The organism is Acidimicrobiia bacterium (assembly GCA_009694375.1).
Lineage (GTDB): Bacteria > Actinomycetota > Acidimicrobiia > Acidimicrobiales > VFJN01 > VFJN01.
On record SHVB01000012.1, the window covers coordinates 1 to 17612 of the forward strand.

16 protein-coding genes, 1 other RNA gene and 1 pseudogene are annotated in these 17612 nt (G+C 66.6%); 9 read left to right on the top strand and 9 right to left on the bottom strand.

Features of this window, described 5'->3' with window-relative positions:
• The 8 genes from EXQ71_08430 to EXQ71_08465 all read right to left on the bottom strand — a co-directional run.
• On the bottom strand, positions 1-528 hold a 528-nt coding region (locus EXQ71_08430; GenBank protein ID MSO87533.1), incomplete at its 3' end, for a ferritin-like domain-containing protein.
• Positions 525-1193, bottom strand: coding sequence for a TetR/AcrR family transcriptional regulator (locus EXQ71_08435; protein MSO87534.1), 669 nt, complete (start codon positions 1191-1193; stop codon positions 525-527). The genes EXQ71_08435 and EXQ71_08430, both read right to left, overlap by 4 nt.
• A gap of 48 nt (positions 1194-1241) precedes the next feature.
• A complete protein-coding gene (trpD, locus tag EXQ71_08440; protein MSO87535.1) occupies positions 1242-2303 on the bottom strand; it encodes an anthranilate phosphoribosyltransferase in 1062 nt (353 codons plus the stop codon).
• A 23-nt stretch (positions 2304-2326) separates the two neighbouring features.
• Complete coding sequence (locus tag EXQ71_08445) at positions 2327-2557, bottom strand: WhiB family transcriptional regulator (protein ID MSO87536.1); 231 nt, start codon at positions 2555-2557, stop codon at positions 2327-2329.
• A 101-nt stretch (positions 2558-2658) separates the two neighbouring features.
• Positions 2659-3258 (bottom strand): DUF3501 family protein, encoded by a 600-nt coding sequence (locus EXQ71_08450; GenBank protein MSO87537.1) that lies wholly within the window; start codon positions 3256-3258, stop codon positions 2659-2661.
• 8 nt (positions 3259-3266) lie between these two features.
• Positions 3267-4742, bottom strand: coding sequence for a ferredoxin (locus EXQ71_08455; GenBank protein ID MSO87538.1), 1476 nt, complete (start codon positions 4740-4742; stop codon positions 3267-3269).
• Entirely contained in the window at positions 4642-5061 is a 420-nt protein-coding gene (locus tag EXQ71_08460) for a rubrerythrin (GenBank protein MSO87539.1), read from the bottom strand. The genes EXQ71_08455 and EXQ71_08460 overlap by 101 nt, the downstream gene beginning before the upstream one ends.
• The gene (locus EXQ71_08465; GenBank protein ID MSO87540.1) at positions 5054-5515 is read right to left on the bottom strand and encodes a transcriptional repressor; all 462 of its coding nucleotides are present in this window, start codon (positions 5513-5515) and stop codon (positions 5054-5056) included. The genes EXQ71_08460 and EXQ71_08465 overlap by 8 nt, the downstream gene beginning before the upstream one ends.
• Positions 5516-5651: 136 nt before the next feature.
• Between EXQ71_08465 and EXQ71_08470 the strand changes: the two genes are divergently transcribed.
• The 7 genes from EXQ71_08470 (at position 5652) to rnpB (ending at position 12719) form a co-directional block, all read left to right on the top strand.
• Positions 5652-5867, top strand: a complete 216-nt coding sequence (locus EXQ71_08470) for a zinc ribbon domain-containing protein (GenBank protein ID MSO87541.1) — start codon at positions 5652-5654, stop codon at positions 5865-5867.
• Positions 5867-7528 (top strand): glycerol-3-phosphate dehydrogenase/oxidase, encoded by a 1662-nt coding sequence (locus tag EXQ71_08475; GenBank protein MSO87542.1) that lies wholly within the window; start codon positions 5867-5869, stop codon positions 7526-7528. Before EXQ71_08470 ends, EXQ71_08475 begins: the two co-directional genes overlap by 1 nt.
• Entirely contained in the window at positions 7525-9039 is a 1515-nt protein-coding gene (locus EXQ71_08480; GenBank protein MSO87543.1) for an FAD-binding oxidoreductase, read from the top strand. The genes EXQ71_08475 and EXQ71_08480 overlap by 4 nt, the downstream gene beginning before the upstream one ends.
• 25 nt (positions 9040-9064) lie before the next feature.
• Positions 9065-10507, top strand: a complete 1443-nt coding sequence (locus EXQ71_08485) for a glycerol kinase (protein ID MSO87544.1) — start codon at positions 9065-9067, stop codon at positions 10505-10507.
• Between the two features lie 4 nt (positions 10508-10511).
• A complete protein-coding gene (locus tag EXQ71_08490; GenBank protein MSO87545.1) occupies positions 10512-11453 on the top strand; it encodes a hypothetical protein in 942 nt (313 codons plus the stop codon).
• A gap of 17 nt (positions 11454-11470) precedes the next feature.
• The gene (locus EXQ71_08495; protein MSO87546.1) at positions 11471-12304 is read left to right on the top strand and encodes a hypothetical protein; all 834 of its coding nucleotides are present in this window, start codon (positions 11471-11473) and stop codon (positions 12302-12304) included.
• A gap of 68 nt (positions 12305-12372) precedes the next feature.
• An RNA gene (gene rnpB, locus EXQ71_08500) (RNase P RNA component class A) lies at positions 12373-12719 on the top strand.
• Positions 12720-12740: 21 nt separating this feature from the next.
• Here rnpB and EXQ71_08505 read toward each other — a convergent pair.
• Positions 12741-13166 (bottom strand): hypothetical protein, encoded by a 426-nt coding sequence (locus EXQ71_08505; protein MSO87547.1) that lies wholly within the window; start codon positions 13164-13166, stop codon positions 12741-12743.
• A gap of 1043 nt (positions 13167-14209) precedes the next feature.
• Here EXQ71_08505 and EXQ71_08510 point away from each other — a divergent pair.
• Positions 14210-14329 (top strand): annotated as a pseudogene (locus EXQ71_08510) (energy transducer TonB).
• A 635-nt stretch (positions 14330-14964) separates the two neighbouring features.
• Positions 14965-17331 (top strand): hypothetical protein, encoded by a 2367-nt coding sequence (locus tag EXQ71_08515; protein MSO87548.1) that lies wholly within the window; start codon positions 14965-14967, stop codon positions 17329-17331.
• The last annotated feature ends 281 nt before the right edge of the window (positions 17332-17612 follow it).

Genomic DNA, 17612 nt, shown 5'->3' on the forward strand with positions numbered 1-17612 from the left:
GTCGAGGTACTTGGCGAACACCTCAACGTGGCGGGCTTCGTCCATCACCTGGGTAGAGGCGTAGTACTTGGCGTCGATCCACGGCACCGTCTCCACGATCTTGGCCGTGCACACCAACGCACCCTGCTCACCGTGCATGAACTGGCTGATGGTCCAGTTCTGCGACTCGATCTTGAACTCGCTCCATTCCTTCTCACCCCAATGATGAAGCGGGCCAGATGGAGCGGTGGCGGCCACGAAGACGGGGTCGGAGGCGAGATCTAGGGGGGCGTTGGCCGCCACCTGCTCGATGTCCACCTCGAGGTGCCAGGGCAGGTCGGTCTCGCCGTTCCACTGCGAGTTCTTGGCCTTCTCGTAGAGCTTGTTGAGGGCTGGACGTTGACCCTTCTCGTAGTTCCAGGTGAAGATCGCATCGGCGTTGTCCTTCACCGCATGAATGACCTCATGTTTGTCCTCGTTAGTAATCGAGAGGATTGCCTCTAGATCGTTTACCTCGGCCCGTCCGAGCATCTCTTCGTTGGTGGTCATGCACTTCCCTTTGGATTGGTGGTCGGAGTTGGTGGTCGGAGGTGGCGGTCGGAGGTGGCGGCGGGCGCAAGAGCGGCCACGAGGCGTGCGATGAGGTCCTCCCATGGCCCGGCCGCGGGGAGGTCGAGTTCGACGGCCCGGAACAGCAAGAAACCCAGGCCCAGGGCGTGGCAGAACCGCACCACCGCCTCGGTGTCCAAGCCAACGTCGATAGCGCCGGTGGCTTTGGCTTCGCTCACGAGGGCGGCCAAGCCATCGCTCCGGAGATCGAACAGGCCTTGCATCAGCAGCCGCACCTCAGGGTCGCGCCGAGAGGCCACCAAGGCTTCCAACAGCAGGGCGCTCTCGGGGTCGTCGTCGGTGACCAAGTGCGAGCCCACGGTGGTGAGGATGTCGGTGACTGCGCCGTCGAAGCGATGCTCGTTGAACAACCGGTCCAACTCACTGTCGGACCTGGCCTCAATGGCGGCGAGGAGCAACTCGGCTTTTCCGGTGAAACGACCGTAGATCGCCCCGGTGGTGTACCCGGCTCGACGGGAGATCTCGGCTACCCCGGCACCCTCGTAGCCCTTCTCGGCGAATACCTCGGCCGCCGCGTCGATCAGCTTTTGGCGGATCAGATCGGTGCTACCGGTGTGGGGCAGGAGTTGTGTCGCTGTATCCATATTGGCCCACAATAACGAGTATTATCCGCACTGTCGAACACTCCGCCTTCAGCCCTCGGCGGCGCGCTCACGCTGAGATACCTCCACCAGGGCGGCGAGGGTGCCGGCGGCGGCTCCAGAGTCGATGGAGTGGCGAGCGAGATCGATCCCCTGTCCCAACTCCGAGGCCAGGCCCGCCGTCATCAAGGCGGCCCCCGCGTTGAGCAGAATAATGTCGCGGTGCGGACCGGACTCCCCCGCCAGCACCCGGCGCGCCAGCGCGGCGTTGAGGGTGGCATCGCCGCCCACCAATTCCTCGCGCTTGGCCGGGGCCAGTCCTAGTTCTGTGGGATCAACCGACCAAGTGTGGACGGCCCCGTCGCGTAACTCGACCACCGACGATGGACCGGTGGTGGTGAGTTCATCGAGCCCGTCGCCGCCGTGGACGATGAGCGCCCGTTCCGCCCCGTTGGCCCGCAGTACGCCGGCCATCCGCTCCGCCATGGTCACGTCGGCCACTCCGATGAGATACCGACGCACTCGCCCGGGGTTCGAGAGCGGACCGAGAATGTTGAACGCGGTGGGGACCCCCAACTCGCGTCGGGTCGGGCCGGCGTGACGCATGGCGGGGTGATAGCGAGGAGCAAAACAGAAGCCCATTCCTGCCTCGGCCACACACGCCGCTACCCCCGCCGGACCGAGGTCGATGGCGACCCCGAGTGCATCGAGTAGGTCGGCGGCGCCACACGCCGAAGAGGCCGCCCGATTCCCGTGTTTACAAACCTTGGCCCCCCCGCCCGCCGCTACGAGTGCCGACAGGGTGGAGACGTTGATGGTGTGCGACAGATCCCCGCCGGTGCCCACCACGTCGATCACGGCGCCCTCGGTGTCGATCTCCACCCTGGTGGAGGCGGCCAGCATCGCTTCCACCATCCCGACCAACTCGTCGACGGTCTCGCCTTTCATCCTCAAGGCGACGATCAGCGCAGCGATCTGCGCGGAAGTGGCATCCCCCGCCAGGATCGCGGTCATGGCGGCGTGCGCCTCGACACGACTGAGTGAGTCGCCGCCGAGTAGCGATTGCAACGCCGGCGTTAGTCGTCCCGGACCGGCGGGTTCTGAGGTGTTCATGCCGTAAAGATAGCGGGCGGAAGTTACGAGGCCCGGCGACGTTGCCGGAGCATGCGGCGCCGTTCCTTCTCCGTGGCACCGCCCCACACACCCTCTTTTTCCCGGCCGTGCAACGCAAATTCCAAACAGATCTCCCGGACTGAGCATTCGGTGCACACCAACTTGGCGACGGTGGCCTCCTCATCCGGGGCGGGATAGAAGATAGCCGGATCCAAACCGGAGCAGGCCGAGTGTCGACGCCAAGTGAGTTCCATGGTTCCGGGGGGCTGCTCTTTAGGTCAAGGGGCAGGGACAGGTCGAAGTATCCGCGCCGGACCCCTGCGGAAGCAAAACGGGGCCCGGCCTGCGGCGCTCCTTACCCCTGAAGATCGATCAACAACTCGCCCACCGTAGCCACATCCAGGATGTGGCTGTGCTGGTAGGCGGAGTGATCCACCACCAGCGACACGGGCCCGCTCGCCACCAAGTCCACCTCGGCGGGGGTGAGTTCCCAGCGCACGTAATGGACCGAGGCGGTGATCTCGTCGCGAGTGAGTTGTTCGGCATGCCCTTCGTCGGCGATGGCCCGCCGACGGGGAGCGTTATCACCCGCCCCTAGTTGCAACAGCAAGCACCCCTCGATTCCCACGAGATTCGGCAGCCACTCCCGCCACTCCTCCTCGCTCGTCAGTTCGATGAAAACAGTGGCGCAGAGTTCACCGTTGGAGGGCACCAGTGGGTTGTAGGTGTCCAACTCGGCCTGAATCGCAGTATCAGTGGTGAGTTTCTCGACGCGCGCCATCTCTTGGATCTGAAAGCGAATGGTGTCGCGATTTTCGAACACGAGGGTAAGCACCGGTCCAACATGAACCCGGCGCCGCTTTTTTAGCTCGATGATCTGGGACCGAAATTCCTGACGCTCGCGCTCGTAGGCACGTTGGTCGGCGATATCGGACAGAACGAGTTTGATGGTCATGGGGGGGGCTACTCCTTGGGGATTCCGTAGGCACGGGCAACGAATGAGATGGGGTGCACGGGCTGGCGCCCGGTTTCTTGGAGGATGCCGCCGTTGGCGAGATGGCAGTCGCCCGCCACGACCGCCCCGTCGGCTTTGGTGATGGCGACCGCCATTTTCTTGGCCACCTGGCGGGCGCGGTCATAGTTTTGCGCTCGATAGCCCCAGGTCCCGTCGATCCCGGAACATTCCGCCACCACGGTGACCTTTGTGCCGGTGAGTCTCATCAGATCCCGTGATTTCAGACCGATGTTCTGGGCCCGAAGGTGACAGGGGGCGTGGTAAGTGACCGTCTCGGGTACCGAGCCGGTGAAGTCGGTATCGAGACGGGTTCCCTCGGCCTTGTGGATCCACATGAGATATTCGGCAGCGTCGTAGGTGTGGGAGGCCACCAGTTTGGCATCGTCGCTCCCGAGGTAGTCCGTGTAATCGTTCTTCAGCACATAACTGCAGGTGGGCTGCGGCACCACCACGGCGGGTTCCTCCCCGCGGGCCAGCGCGTCACGAATGGCCCCGGCCAACAAGGCCACGTTCTTGCGTCCGTGGCGGCGAAAACTTCCAACGTCGCCCGAATGCAACCACGGAGCGCCACAACAAATCTGCCCTTCCGGCACTGAGCACTCAACGCCATTGCGCTCCAGCACCCGCACCAGATCTCGGCCAACCTCCGGAGCCTGATATTCCACCATGCAGGTGGGAAAAAGGATGGCGCTGCCTTGCTTATCACGGAAACGCAGGGCCGACCGGCGCTTCCACCAGGTGGAGAACCGCACCCGGGTAAACGGCGGCAGGAGGCGCTGCGAGGCGATGCCGGCAACTTTCTCAATGACCTGCCGAGCCGCAGATCCCGGCGTGCCCAACGCCCAGTTGCTGAGCGGCGCCAACGCCGAACCGCCAATGCCAGCGAGGTCGGTACGACCGAGGGCCTGGTGGTGAGCCCGCTCGGTGATGGTGGGCTTGGTCCCCTTGAAGATCACTTGCTCCGCTCGAAGCATGAGGCGGGGGAAATCCAGCTCCCACTCGTGTTGGCCGGGGATGTACGGGCAATTCACATAACAGAGTTTGCAGTTGAAGCACTCGTCCACCACCTGGTCTTGCTCACCGTGGGTCAGGCGGGCGGAGTCTTGGTCATCGTGCTGGTCGATGGCTTCGAAAAGGGTGGGGAAGGCCGAGCAGTACTTGAAACAGAGGCGGCAGCCGTGACAGAGGTCGTAGACCCTCGTCATCTCGGCTCGCAGGTCGATCTCGTCGAAATACTTTGGGTGAAATGGGTCGTAGGTGGTGGTCATGATCAAATCCTGGGTGGGGAGATGCGATCCGCACCTCCCCACCCAGATCAACGTCTCAGGAGACGTCCTCCAACCCACGGGAGAATCGACCGGCGTGGCTCTTCTCAGCCCGGGCCAGTGTCTCCAGCCATTCGGCGATCTCCGAGAAGCCCTCATCGCGGGCGGTCTTGGCGAATCCCGGGTACATCTCGGTGTACTCGTAGATTTCGCTGGCGATCGCCGAGCGAAGGTTGTCTTCGGTGGCGCCGACTGGCTCACCGGTGGCGGGATCTCCCACCTCGGCGAGGAAGTCGAAGTGCCCGAACGCATGGCCGGTCTCGCCTTCGGCGACAGATCGGAACAGCGCAGCGGTATCGGGGTACCCCTCAATGTCGGCCTTCTGGGCGAAGTAGAGGTAACGGCGATTGGCTTGGCTCTCGCGCGCAAAAGCTTCTTTGAGGTTCTCTTCGGTTTTAGTGCCCTTGAGTTCAGGCAAGGGTGTCTCCTGGGTTGGGTTGTGGGTTGGAATTAGACGAGGTTCCGCAGTCGCGGCAATGACCACGGAACACGATCTCAGTGGCGGTGACCTCGAACCCGTCAGCGCCCTCCGCCGGGAGTGAAACACCGGGGAAGCAGGCGTGGAGGTCCTCGATGCGGCCGCAGGCGTTGCACACCAGATGATGGTGAGGCTGAAGATTCGGATCGAACCGGGTGGATCCGGTTCCAATGTCGAGCGTGCTCAACTCGCCCATCAAGGCAAGGTCGTTGAGCGTTTGGTAAACGGTGCGCAGGGAGATGGTGGGCATCTCGACGCTCACCGCGGCGTAGACCGCCTCGGCGTTGGGGTGGGCACTCGATACCGACAGCGCCCGGAAGATCGACTGGCGCTGGGGCGTGACCTTGCGCCCGTTGGCCCGAAACTCCTCGGTCAGTGCCTCCACGGACTTCATGAGCAGCACCCTATCGGCAGATCTTGCTAATCGACAATTGTTGTTAGGTATTTGTTGGTCGCCACGGTCCGCTTCGCTCCCGCACCACCGAACGGGAGATGCGGCGACGAGCCCGCCCCGGGTAGCGTCACCGTCGATGGCAATCTACGAGTACCGGTGCTGGCCCTGCGAGAGAACCTTTGAGCTCTCGCGCCCTATGGCCGAGGCCGACTTACCTGCTCAGTGTCCCCTCGGCCACCGCAGCACCAAACGCCTCCTGTCGGTATTCGCCTCCACCGGTGCTGCCGGAGCATCCGCCTCCCCGACCATGGCTAGCGGGGGGTGCTGCGGAGGCGCCTGTGGCTGCGGCTGATGTCCTCCGGCACCTTTGACCGCTCCGCCAACCTGAGGAACTTGGCCGACACCACCTTCGATGTGCTCGTGATCGGCGGCGGGATCACCGGCGCCGGGGTGGCCCTGGATGCCGCCTCGCGGGGCCTGCGCACGGCGCTGGTTGAACGCGACGACTTCGCCAGCGGAACGTCGTCAAAAAGTTCGAAACTTGTCCACGGGGGCCTGCGTTATTTGCAGAACGGCGACATCCGCCTCGTGTACGAGGCCCTACGCGAGCGGCAACGACTCCGTCATAACGCGCCTCACCTTGTGCGCATGCTCCCGTTCCTCATCCCGATCTTCTCGAAGGACGGCCTGATCAACCCGAAGGTGGCCCGAGCACTCGGGAGCGCCATGTGGATGTACGACCTGACCGGTGGTGCGCGCATCGGAAAACTCCACCGGCGCTTGAGAAAAGCGGCGGCGGTGAAGCACATGCCCACCCTGCCGGTGGATCGGCTCGCCGGCGCCTATCTCTACTACGACGCCGCCGCCGATGACGCCCGTCTCACCCTGGCCCTGGCCCGCACCGCCGCCCTTGACCACGGCGCGGTGATCGCCAACCACACCAACGTCGTGGAGATTCTGCACACCGACGGTCGGGCGAGCGGGGCCATCGTGGAAGCCGACGGCACCCGCATCACCGTCCGGGCGCGGGCCGTGGTGAACGCAGCGGGCGTCTGGAGCGACGATGTGCGTGCTCTGGATGAAGGCGACCACCCCGACAGCATCCGACCGGCCAAGGGCATTCACATCACCGTGCCCTGGAGCAAAGTGCGCAACGACATCGCGGTGGTGATACCGGTGCCCAAGGACAAGCGCAGCGTGTTTGTCGTGCCCTGGCTGCCGAAGGACGACGGCGGGTTCCATCTCACCTACATCGGAACCACCGACACCGATTACGAGGGCACCCTCGACGAACCGCAATGCACCCCCGACGACGTGGCCTACCTACTCAGGGCCATCAATGCCGCCGTAACCGAACCGATCACCACCGTCGATGTCGTGGGCACCTGGGCCGGGCTGCGCCCATTGGTGAAGGCGGCCGCCAGTAGCCGCACCGCCGACCTCTCCCGCCGCCACAAGGTGTCGGTCTCGGCCCAAGGCGTCGTCACCATCACCGGCGGCAAACTCACCACCTATCGAGAGATGGCCGAAGACACCGTCGACGCCCTCCTGAAACATGAAACGGGCCTCCCTCGGGGCACCCGCCACAGCCGCACCGCCAAGCTGAAACTGCGCGGCGCCATGGTGCCGAACGCCAAGATCACGGGCCGCCATCGCCACCTAGCCGAACGGTTCGGCTCCGAGGCCCCCTCGCTGCAGGCCCTCATCGACGAAGACCCTTCCCTCGGCGAACCACTCGTACCCGGCCTGCCGTACGTGAGGGCCGAAGCCATCTACGCCATCCGCCACGAAATGGCCACCACGGTGGACGACGTGCTCTCCCGGCGCACGCGTGCCCGCCTCCAGGCGCGCGATGAAACCGCCGCCGTGGCCGGTGCCGTCGCCGCCCTCATGGCCCCCGAACTCGGGTGGTCCGCCGCCGAGGTCGAGGCCCAGGCCGCAACCTATGTGGCCCTCGTCGTCGCCGAACGAACCGCCCCGGGGCTTCCCCTTATCGAGGTCAGTCTCCCGTGAGCGAGCCGTATCCCCTCCCCGAGCCCGGACCGGGCGCGCCGACGGCTCCCATTGCCTTGCGCGACGGAGCCGGGGCCGCCGCCGCCCACCTCGATGGTGCCTTCGTCCCCGTCCCGACCGAGATCGTGGACCAACTCGCCGCCATTGCCCCCACCACCATCGATGGTGATGTGGTGGGCGAGGCCAGCCGCGACTGGTGGCCCCAGGCCATGATCTGGGCGCTCGACGGCCAGGTGGCCGCCCGGGCCGCCGCCGTGGTGCAACCCCACCACGCTGACCAGGTGGCGGCCATCCTGGCGCTGTGCAACGAGGCCCGTATTCCCGTTACCGCGGCCGCCGGGCGCAGTGGTGTGTGCGGCGCGTCGGTGCCGGTGCACGGTGGCGTGGTGCTCGATCTATGCGGGATCACCGGCATCGTGGAGGTAGACGAAACCTCGCTCGTGCTTGATGTCTTGCCCGGCACGTTCGGGGATCACCTCGAGCACACCCTGCGTTCTGATTACGGCCTCACCCTCGGCCACTGGCCGCAATCGGTGGCACTGTCCACGGTGGGTGGGTGGCTGGCGTGCCGCTCGGCCGGCCAACTTTCGGGGCGGTACGGAAAAATCGAGGACATGGTATTGGGTCTGGACGTGACGCTGGCTGACGGGAGCCGTATCTCTACCGGTGGGGCACCCCGGGCGGCGGTTGGCCCGGATCTCAACCAGATGTTTGTGGGCTCGGAGGGCACCTTGGGCATCATCACCGGCGCCCGTCTCCGCCTCCATCCTGCCCCTGTGGCGGAGCGTCGGGCCGCCTACAGCTTCGCCAGTTTCGATGAGGGACTCGGCGCCATGCGCCAGATCATTCAGCGGGGCGCCCATCCGGCTGTGCTGCGCCTCTACGACCCCGCCGAAGCTGACCGCACCTACACGACGGGCGACCGGGCGTTGTTGCTCGTGCTCGACGAAGGCGACACCGCCCTGGTGGACAGCACCATGGGTGTTGTCGAGCACGGATGTGAAGGGGGGCGAGCGGACAACGTGGAGCATGTGGCCCATTGGCTCGAGCACCGCAATGACGTGGCCGCGCTGGAGGCACTCATCACCCGTGGCTATGTGCTCGACACGATGGAGGTGGTCGGCCGCTGGCGCGATCTCCCGGGCATCTACGCCGCCGTCATCGCGGCGCTGACCGGCGTGGAGGGCACCGTATCGGCGTCGGCACATCAGTCGCACAGCTACCCCGATGGCGGCTGTTTGTATTTCACCTTCGCCGCCAAGGTCGAACCGCACGACCGCGACCGCTACTACCGAGCCGCCTGGGACGCCGGCACGCAGGCGGTCCTCGACGGCGGCGGGGCCCTCTCGCACCACCACGGCGTGGGCCTCAATCGCAGCCGCTTCGTGGCCCAGGCCCTGGGGCCGGCCTTCGCGGTGCTGGCGGCCACCAAAGCGGCGCTGGATCCCCGGGGCATTCTCAACCCGGGCAAGCTCGGACTCCCGTCTCCGTTCGGCCCCTCCGGCTACTGACGCACAGGCCCGGGAGAACGCCGCCATGAGCATCCTCGTGATCGATGTGGGCACCAGCGGCCTCAGGGCAGCCGTGGTGCGCCCCGACGCCACCATCGCCGCTGAAGTTCATCGCCCGTTGCTCCCCTACTCCCCGGCTCCGGGCCTGGTGGAGTTCGACGCCAGCGCCATGGCGGCCGCCGCCGTGGAACTGGCCCGGGCGGTGCTGGCCGAAGCGGGCCCGGTGGATGCTGTGGGCATTGCCAACCAGCGCGCCTCCACTATCGTATGGGACCGCGCCACCGGCGCGCCCGTGGGGCCGGGGGTGGGCTGGCAAGACCTGCGTACCGTGGGCACCTGCCTCACGTTGCAAGCCAACGGCATCCGGGTACCGCCGAACGCCTCGGCCACCAAAGCGGCCTGGCTCCTCGACGAGGCCGATCCTGAACGCACCCGCGACCTCTGCGTCGGGACAGTGGATACCTGGTTGGCCTGGCACCTCTCCGAGGGGGCGGTGCACGTCACCGATGCCTCTAACGCGGCCGTTACCGGCCTGCTCCGGCGTGACGCCACGGGATGGGACCAAACGGTGCTCGAGACCTTGCGCATCCCTTCGGCCGCGATGGCCACCGTGGTGGATAGCGCCGGCGTGCTCGGCCGAGCAACGACTTTGGCGGGGGCTCCACCCATCGCCAGCCTGATCGGCGACCAACAAGCCAGCCTCATCGGCCAAGGCGGGGTGCGGCGCGGTCTCGCCAAGATCACCTTTGGTACCGGCGGCATGCTCGACGTTCATCTCGGTGAGGAACGACCTCGGTTCGACCGGCAGGGACACCACGGCTGCTTCCCAATCGTGACCTGGCGCAAAGACGGCATCACCACCTGGGGGGTGGAAGCGATGATGCTCTCGGCCGGGACCAACGTGGAGTGGTTGCGAGACGACCTCGGGATCATCACCACTGCGGCCGACAGCCACACGGTGGCCAGTGCCTGCGAGACCAGCGACGGCGTGGTCTACGTTCCCGCTCTGCTCGGGCTGGGCACGCCGCGCTGGGATTACGGTGCTCGCGGCGCGCTCTTGGGACTCACGCGCGGTAGCGGTCGGCCAGAGATCGTGCGGGCGGTGCTGGAAGGCGTCGCTCAGCGCGGCGCCGATCTGGTGGAAGCCGCCGAGCAGGACAGCGGCGTGACGATCCCGTCGTTGCGCGTTGACGGTGGGATGACGGAAAATCCCACGTTCCTCCAGGCGTTGGCCGACGCCGCCCAGCGCCCCGTGGAGGTCTCCCCCGTGAGGGAGGCCACCACCCTGGGGGCGGCGTTCCTCGCCGGGTTGGCCGTGGGTACCTGGGGAGGTTGGGACGACATCGCGTCCACGTGGTCGCCCAAGCAGGTCATCGCCCCGGGGGCCCCCACCGATCGTGACCGCTGGCGCGCCGCCTGCGAACGGGCGGCGGGCTGGATTCCTGAACTCTCCGGCCTGGAGTTCTGACACCGTGTTCCCTGCTCGCAAGATGTGGCCCACCACCACCCTGGATGCTGCCCCCGGCTCGCGCGCCCCTGAACCCTCACCGACGGCCACGGCTTGTGCTCACCACCGCGAAACTGTCACCGTCGAGATGCCCCATACCGCCATGCCCACCGTCTCTTATTCCCATCCCACCCAAGCCCCAGGAGGCAGCGCCGTGCCGATCAGCGACCACGAACTCCGTCATCTCGCCCACGATGTCGACGACATGCACCACGAAGCCATGCGGAACTTCGCCCCCGAGGCGGCCGAGTTGCATCTCGGAGCGCGGCGGTCCTTCCTCAAGAAGGCGGGGCTAGCGGGGCTGAGCGGCACCCTGCTGGTGGGGGGCGGTGGCGTTACCACGCTGTCCTACCTTGGCAGCGGGATGGCGGCCGCCCAAGAAGGCCTCACCGACACCACCATTGCGGGGTACGCCCAGGGCATCGAACTGGCGGCAGTGGCGGTCTACACCGCCGTGGCGCCAAAACTCTCCGGCGCGGTGCTCGAGGTAGCCACCTTGTTCGCCCGCCATCATCAGGACCACGCCGATGCCTTCGCCGCTCTGGCGGGCGACGACGCCCAGCCCGAGGCCAACCCCAAACTGATGAAGGGCATCGCCCCGAGTCTCTCGTTGATCGCCGCCGGCCAACCCGGCGACGCGTTGACAACCCAGATCCTCGGTTTTGGCCGGGTGATCGAGAACCAGGTGGCCTACACCTATGTGGGTGCTCTGGCCCTGCTCACCGATCCTTCCTACGCGGCCCGTACGTCCACGATCCTGCCGATCGAAACACAACATGCCACGGTGATCTCACTGGCCCTGGGGGGCACGGCCGACATGCTGTTCCCCACCGGGGCCTTCGAGACCGCCAACCTGGGAGACGGCACCGACCCGTTGGCCGGATTCGACCCGATCCTGCTCTCCTGAGCACCGACGCACCCCCGATGGAAAGGAAGAACGATCAGATGGATCTGAACCGTGACGAGATGCGTCGAACGCTGCAGGCGATCGACGCCGACAACCAGGCGGTTATGCCGAAGTGGTACGACGCCCTCGCCCGCATCCTGAGCGGTGGCAGCAACCTGTCGACCGACGAAAAAGCCGCCGTCCTCGGGGTACCCGCTCCGGGGCGGCGCCAGTTCTTTGCCTTCGGCGCCAGCGCCATTATGGGCGCGGCCGTGTTGGCTGCCTGCGGTAGCGACAGCGATAGCGGAGCCGGTGGGGGCAGCGCCGCGGAAACCACCACGACCGAACTGGCCGACAATCTCGATATCGCTCTCGCCCGCACGGCGGCGTCAATCGAAAAACTAGCGATCGACACGTACCAATCGGCTCTCGACAGTGGCCTGTTGACCACCCCGGCGATCGTCGACACGGCCAAATTGTTCCAGAGCCATCACCAGGCCCACTTCGATGCCGTGAACAAAGTGGTGAAAGCGGTGGGTGGCAAGCCGGTGAGCGACGCCAACGAGGCCATCTTCAAAGCCCTGGTGGAGCCTGCCCTCAACGCCGCCACCACCGAAGCCGCTCTCGTAAAGATTGCGCTGGAGCTGGAGTTGGCGGCGGCCCAGACCTACGTCTACGCCGGAGGGGCCCTGTCTTCGATGCCCTACCGCTCCACCATCATGACCATCGGGGGGATCGAGGCTCGCCACGCCGCCGTGCTCATCGTGGCCGGCCAGAGCCTGCCGGCGCCCGCCGTGTTCCCGGATGATCGGGCCTTCTTCCCCGGTGAGAATCCTGTCGCGTCCATCCAGGGCGCAGTGCTCTCCGGCTGAGCGCGCCGCCGCCCCGGTGTCGCATTGTTGGCGGTGGAGGACCAACCGCGAGAGACTGGCCCCGACGGTGAGTCGGCCTGGTGGCCGCGGCGTGGCTTGACCACGTCGAGGAAGGTCGGGGCTCCGAAGGACAGGGTGCTGGTGCGAGCCAGGACGGGGTGACCTGTTGGTTCAGGGCAACAGAAAGCAGACCGCCGATGGCCCGGGTAACCGGGCACAGGCAAGGGTGAAACGGTGCGGTAAGAGCGCACCAGCGTCGGGGGCGACCCCGGCGGCTAGGCAACCCCCACCCGGAGCAAGGTCAAACGTGGGAGGGCCGGTCCGGCCGATCTCCCCAGGTAGACCGCACAGATGGATGGCCACCCCTGAGGCGCAAGCCGAGGGACAGAACCCCGCCTACAAGCCGACTCACCGTCACCAACCCGCTGAACAGGGATTATGTCCCGGCACCACCCGGAGTGGACACAGTTTGGACACGCGACGATCCGAGTACCGCGTCGATCGCGGCGCGTGTGGTGTCCTCTGAGTCGGGCCAGAGGTGCGCGTAGGTGTCCAACGTCTCGGCGGCGCTGGCGTGCCCTAGGCGGGCCTGTACGACCTTCACGGACTCCCCGTGGCGGATCAGGAGACTGGCGTAGAAGTGGCCGAGAGCGTGGAACCTGGTGCCGGCTGGCATCCCCGAGTCTGAGACGGCTTGACGCCACACGTCCGAGAACGTGGTCCGCCTGATCGCTGTCCCGTCCGGGCCAGTGAAGATCAGGCCGTGTTCCCCCGCCGGGTGTACCTCGAGGTGGGCCGCGAGCGCCAGGCTGACGACCTTCGGCATGGGGACGGTACGAACCGATGCCGCGGTCTTTGGCATTCCGACCGCTTGCCGCACGGGGACAGCGCGGGTCGGACTTGGATGATCTCGGGGCGTCGACACGCGCCCGTGCCCGCCGCGCGGCCGGTGCTGCGCGGCGAACTCAACCTGACGGCCTCACTTCCGGCTAGGCACGCCGATCGTTCGGCCGGGTCCCTCGTGATCGGTGCGGCCCACTGATCGGATCGAAGGGGTCGGCCGGGGTCCGTGCGCCGTGGCCCGAGAAGCGCGCGAACGCGCCGACGGGCTCGCCGCGTCGACCGCATCCCCGCCGGGCGGCTCGATCAGGCCAAAGCGGTGGCCGAGCTCGTGGTTTGCACACGGAGCGAGACGCGTCTAGCCATGACGGCGGACACGACGTGGCAGGACGGGGCGGCGACGTCTCCTCTCGTGCGAACCTGGAGGTTCTTGTGCGTTCTCGACATCTCCCCCGACGGCTGAACCTCCGGCTCGCCGTTGCCCTACTCGTGGTCGGCACGGCCGTCGGCGGCATGGTCCTACCGGCGGAGGCTGTCCCCGGACCGGTGTCGGCGCCGGTCACCGGCACCTTTACGACCCCGACCGCCACGAGCAATCTGACAGACACGGTCTTCCAGGGGACGTGGGACCCGGACACGGGCGATCTGGTGGGCAAGTTCATCTTCCCGGTCACCACGTCCTTCGGCGAGAAACCCGTGCCGGCCACGGTCGGGCTGCAGCTCCAGCAGCCCGTGGACGGCACTGGAGTCGTGGACCTCGTCACCAACGAGGCCACCTTCGACGCGGAGCTCGTGATTGCTTTTCTCACCCTCGATGCATTCGGCAGCGGCCCGGTCAGCGTCGCGCCCTGCAACTACTCGATGCCTGCCCACATGACCGGGGCGTTCGATCCCGTCTCAGAGGTGCTCACTCTGTCGGCCGCCAACCTCGTGACCTCCGTGGTACCGGACCCCAACCGATGCTTCTGGGCGGCCCTCGGCGTCAGCGTCGCCTCCACGATCGATCCGGCCATCCTCAACGCCGAGAACGCCTTCGCTGCCAGCTTCAACGTCGGGGTCACGGATGCAGAGCCCCCACCGCCACCGCCACCGCCACCGCCACCGCCACCGCCACCGCCCACCACCGTGCCCACCGCGCCTCCGGCGGCCGTTCCAGCCGCAGCGGTGCCCAGCTACACCGGCTGATCCCGCCGCCGACGGCTGCCGACTCCGGGGTCGCCCCACCCACCGTCGTGTGATCCCCAGCTCGCCCTGCCGTCTCCGCGTCTGGCCCGTTCGCCCCACGGCGCCCCGCCGGGCAACTTGCAGCCGAACAGCCTGAGACCAAGGCCGAGCGCTACCACCACCTCGGGGTGATGCTGGAGTACACGCTCGACGGATGGTTGCCGTGCAGGCTCACGTCGTTCTCCGACCCGCCTCGCGGATGGCCAAGGTCAGCGTCGTATCGTCCAGTCGTCGCGGTTGTCCTGGGCGCGCACCAGCTCGTCGATCGCTCCCAGAGCACCAGCCACCCTGCACGGTGGCGTAGGTCGAGGTGGGCGACCTGGTGAACCCGGAGGACTGCCGGCACGCGACCTGCCGCACCGTCGAGCTTGGCTTGGTTGAGCTGGTCCGCTGAACTCCTCGTCGCACACATGGTGCCACTTGGGTCCGCGCGGGGAGACGTGTCGCGTCTCGCTCCCGCAGTTGTGTTCGGCCCTGGCACGCGTTTCCCTGGGTCCTGCCTACGGCGGCGGCCTCGGCCAGCGTTGATGTAGCGTTCCGCTGTTGTCGGCATGGGGTGCGGCCCCGGTCGGCGCGTGGGCTAGAATGTCGCTGGCATGGGAAGGTTCTTGAGAAGTCGTCGCGCGCCGCGGGATGGGACGGGAACGTTTGGTTGGCGTTGGGTCGTTGGTGCTGTGGTCATTGGGGCTGCGACGCTGAGCGGTGCGCCATCTGCCTATGCAGCGGTTCTCCACCCGACGGTCAACGGCAATTACATCCCAATCGTTGGGGACTTCGACGGGAACGGCGTTGACGACATCACCTGGTACGCGCCAGGAACCATTGCTGACTCGACCTGGTTCTACGGGCCCGGCGGCACGCACACGACCCGCGGAACGTCCATCATCGGGACGTACTTCCCCGTCGTCGGTGACTTCAACGGAGATGCCTTCGACGACATCCTTTGGTACGCGCCGGGGACCGCGGCGGACTTCCTCTGGACCTACGGCGCGGGAGGCACCCACGTGAGTCGCGCCACCGGCATCAGCGGCAGGTACGTGCCGGTGGCTGGCAACTTCAACGGCGATGCCTTCGACGACATCCTTTGGTATGCGCCGGGGACCGGCGGCGACTACCTCTGGACCTATGGCCCTGGCGGCTCGCACACCAGCCGATCGACCTCGATCAACGGGACGTACACGCCGGTCGTCGGTGACTTCACCGGCAACGGGTACGACGACGTCCTCTGGTACGCGCCCGGTACCGGGGCCGACTACCTCTGGACCTATTCGGCTGGCGGCGCCCATTCGAGCTACCCCAGATCGATCAACGGCGCCTACCGGCCAGTCGTCGGTGATTACAACGGCGACGCACGCGACGACATCATGCTGCACGCACCCGGCCTTCCGACTGACTACCTCTGGACCGCGACCAGCGCCGGCAACTTCTCATCGAAGCCAGGGAGTGTCCTCGGAACCACCTACCGGCCCTTCGCCGGCGATTTCAACGGTAACGGAACCTCAGACCTGTTCTGGTACGCACCAGGGACTGGTGTCGACTCCATCTGGACCGACGTCCCAGCGGACTTTGCGCCGCTCGCTGCCTGCGCGCTGCTGCTCACGGGCTGTTACGCCGACACGCTGCCGCCGCGCGAGGTCGGCTCGACGTCGGCGCGACTCATGGCGAAGGGCTATCCCGCCTGCCATCCCGGCGGCGTGGGACGCTTCGAGTACTCCACGAGCTTGGCGACGCTCGAGGCCGGGAGCGGCACCGTCGCGGGGTCGATCAACTTCCCCGCCATGTCCACGTCGTGCGGCGCGACGCCGACGAAGTACGAGTTCGAGGCGCGCGCGGCCGGCCTCGCGGCCAACTCCACCTACCAATACCGCGTGTGCGGCCAGTACGACGGTGTCACGGCGTGGTCGTGTTCCAACGTCACCACCTTCACCACGCTCCCGACGCCGGCGGATTTCGTCGGCATGCAGGGCTCGAGCTTCACGCTCAACGGCGTGCCGTTCCATCCCTACGGCGGCAACCACGAAGCGTTCGGCGTGAACGGGACGAGCACGTACCTGGAGACTCCGTCCAAGGGCCTCGAGGCGATCCGCCAGGACTTCACGGAGGTTCGGGCGATGGGCTTCAACGCCGCGCGCCTGCACCTCGAGCTCTTCCACTTCGTGCAGCGCGACGCCGCCGGCAAGGTCTCCATCCGACCGGCGACGCTCACGGCGTACACCAACCTCCTCGCGCTCGCGCAGGAGTTCGGGCTCAAGCTCGACGTGACCGGCAACCTCGTCTGGCTACCGGGCAGCGCGCCCGCCTGGTACGACGCGATGTCCAACCAGGCGCGGTGGGAGGTGCAGATGTTGTTCTGGCGCGAGCTCGCGCGCGTCGGTGCCAGCTCGCCGGCGATCATGTCGTACGAGCTCACCTCCGAGCCGGTCATCTCGGCCGACCCGAACCCCCCTTGGTACGGCGGGCTCTTCGGTGGCTACAACTTCGTCCAGGTGATCGCCAAGGGCGTGCCCGAAGCCTCGCAGGTCGGCGTGGTGCGCGACTGGGTGTCGCACCTCAGTGGGGCCATCCGCACCTACGACCGGCACCACCTCATCACGGTCGGGCAGCTGCCGATCAGCGACGGTCCGTTCGCGGCGAAGAACCTCGCGAGCAACCTCGACTTCATCACCGTGCACATGTACCCGAGCGGGAAGGACGGGGATGCGGCGTCGATCGCCGCGGACCGTGCGATGCTCGACTCGTTCAACCTGACCGGCAAGCCCCTGTTGCTCGGCGAGAACTCGTGGTTCACGGGTGGCCTCGAGACCAACGAGGCGATCCTGCGCTACCCAGGGATCGACGGGGTGTTCTCGTTCTACGACGGGCGCACGATCGAGGAGGCCAAGGCCGTCGGCGACATCAAGTCGGCGATCTACTGGCTCAACCTGGAGCAGTTCCTGGCGCTGCGGGACGTGCTGCAGTCCTAGGAGCTAGGCGCCGTGGGGATGAGCGCTCGGCGCTGCGCGAGGAACGCGGTCTCGAGCACGGAGAGCTTCGTCGCGATGCGTGCGTCGACCTCGCCCACGGGCGACACGAGCACCACGCCGCCGTGGTCCACGGTGTCGTCGGGCCGTCCCACTCTGCCGAGTATGCCGAATCCTGCATAGGTGCGGTCGGCGGATGGCCCCGCCGCTCTGTCGCCTGACCGAGAGTGGACACAGTTTGGACACAAGAGCAGTCGAAGACCGTAGATATCGGTAGATCCCTG

Bases quoted from the DNA above. Each gene is read 5' to 3' on its own strand.
- EXQ71_08435 (MSO87534.1), bottom strand. From the start codon at position 1,193: ATGGATACAGCGACACAACTCCTGCCCCACACCGGTAGCACCGATCTG.
- trpD (MSO87535.1), bottom strand. From the start codon at position 2,303: ATGAACACCTCAGAACCCGCCGGTCCGGGACGACTAACGCCGGCGTTG.
- EXQ71_08445 (MSO87536.1), bottom strand. From the start codon at position 2,557: ATGGAACTCACTTGGCGTCGACACTCGGCCTGCTCCGGTTTGGATCCG.
- EXQ71_08450 (MSO87537.1), bottom strand. From the start codon at position 3,258: ATGACCATCAAACTCGTTCTGTCCGATATCGCCGACCAACGTGCCTAC.
- EXQ71_08455 (MSO87538.1), bottom strand. From the start codon at position 4,742: ATGAGGGCTTCTCGGAGATCGCCGAATGGCTGGAGACACTGGCCCGGG.
- EXQ71_08465 (MSO87540.1), bottom strand. From the start codon at position 5,515: ATGAAGTCCGTGGAGGCACTGACCGAGGAGTTTCGGGCCAACGGGCGC.
- EXQ71_08470 (MSO87541.1), top strand. From the start codon at position 5,652: ATGGCAATCTACGAGTACCGGTGCTGGCCCTGCGAGAGAACCTTTGAG.
- EXQ71_08475 (MSO87542.1), top strand. From the start codon at position 5,867: ATGTCCTCCGGCACCTTTGACCGCTCCGCCAACCTGAGGAACTTGGCC.
- EXQ71_08485 (MSO87544.1), top strand. From the start codon at position 9,065: ATGAGCATCCTCGTGATCGATGTGGGCACCAGCGGCCTCAGGGCAGCC.
- EXQ71_08495 (MSO87546.1), top strand. From the start codon at position 11,471: ATGGAAAGGAAGAACGATCAGATGGATCTGAACCGTGACGAGATGCGT.
- EXQ71_08505 (MSO87547.1), bottom strand. From the start codon at position 13,166: ATGCCAAAGACCGCGGCATCGGTTCGTACCGTCCCCATGCCGAAGGTC.
- EXQ71_08515 (MSO87548.1), top strand. From the start codon at position 14,965: ATGGGAAGGTTCTTGAGAAGTCGTCGCGCGCCGCGGGATGGGACGGGA.